The organism is Paenibacillus sp. GCM10012306 (assembly GCF_042649265.1).
Taxonomy (GTDB): Bacteria; Bacillota; Bacilli; order Paenibacillales; family Paenibacillaceae; genus Paenibacillus_AQ.
In genome coordinates this window covers 1-1,227 of the sequence record NZ_JBHRYW010000032.1, presented here as the reverse complement: position 1 = coordinate 1,227, position 1,227 = coordinate 1, and the positions used below count along the sequence as shown (strand labels likewise).

1 protein-coding gene is annotated in these 1,227 nt (G+C 45.6%); it reads right to left on the bottom strand.

Features of this window, described 5'->3' with window-relative positions; translation table 11 throughout:
* Positions 1-29 precede the first annotated feature (29 nt).
* Positions 30-1,133, bottom strand: a complete 1,104-nt coding sequence (locus ACFORK_RS29025) for an IS4 family transposase (RefSeq protein WP_379205548.1) — start codon at positions 1,131-1,133, stop codon at positions 30-32.
* Positions 1,134-1,227: the final 94 nt, after the last annotated feature.

The following is a 1,227-nucleotide window of genomic DNA, read 5'->3' as shown; positions in this document are numbered from 1 at the left end:
TAGACCTGTTGATTAGCTAAATTATGAGTTTAAATACATAATTTAGCTAAATAAATTCTCCACTCCGACGACACTGTTTGTAAACTTAATAATCGTGCGAAATCGGCAAATGTTAATTTTGCGCTCCAATGCACGACCTTTTGACCTTCGTCAAACAGGAGTTTAAGCAAAACATAAACAAGTAAGGCCACGTACAACTGGCCATATACAGCGTTCGGCGTGGTTCCGAACAACTTCGGAATGTTAAGATGCTGTTTTATCCAGCGAAAAAACACTTCGATTTGCCAGCGTTTTTTATAGATTTCAGCGATGCTTTCAGCCGAATGCCAATGCAGGTTTGTCGCTAAAAGGACAGGTTTCCCTTTCGGATCGGTCAGAACCACCACTCGAAACCGATTCCGGGTCAGAGACTTCATCCTTCCTAACTGGCAGGTTAAATCCTGTGTAATCGTTCCTCCAAAAGAAGTCTTCCGTTCCCTTGGAACCGGGTCATGAAAGTGAGTATTCTCACGGATTCGGATCACAAAAGATTGACTATTCTTTGCCTCCTGGTAACTGTCGAATACTTCGTGCTTGCTATAGGCACGATCAGCGACCAAAATAAACCTGGGGTCTACCAAGTCGATAGCGCTATGGAGATCATGTTCTGTCCCCGTCGTTTCGGTCACTTGGTGCAACGCACCTTCGTCTCCGGTGAGGGCAACATGGAGCTTAACGCCTGCTTTTTCGCCTTTTAAGGGCGCCCAAGGGAGTCGTCCCAGGCCCACGGTGATCTGCGTGGAATCGACGATCAGTAATTCCGTCGGGATACCAAGGCAGCGTTTCGTTTCCCGGTTGCATTGCTGGATCAAGAGATGTAACAATTGTTTGAAACATTCAAAAGGAACATCTTTGGCTTTTTTGGAGAGGGTCGAATGATCGACTTTCTGGAGTCCAACGCCAGGCATACGCTGCTCCCCGTCTCGATAGCCGTCCCACCCCTGGAATGCAGCCTCTGCCAAGAAAAGAAACAGGGAATAGACGGTGAACTTTCGAGCGACATCGATGTAATTGAACTCATTTAGAATCGATAACACCTTTTCTTCCGGAATAAACGATTGCAGGATATTCGATAATGAAGTAGAATTTTTCATGAAGTCGCCTCGTTTCCACTGTTTGTAGGGGTACAAACACTGTAACGAACGGGCGGCTTTTTTTCTACCTTTTTTTGGCTAATCAACAGGCCTA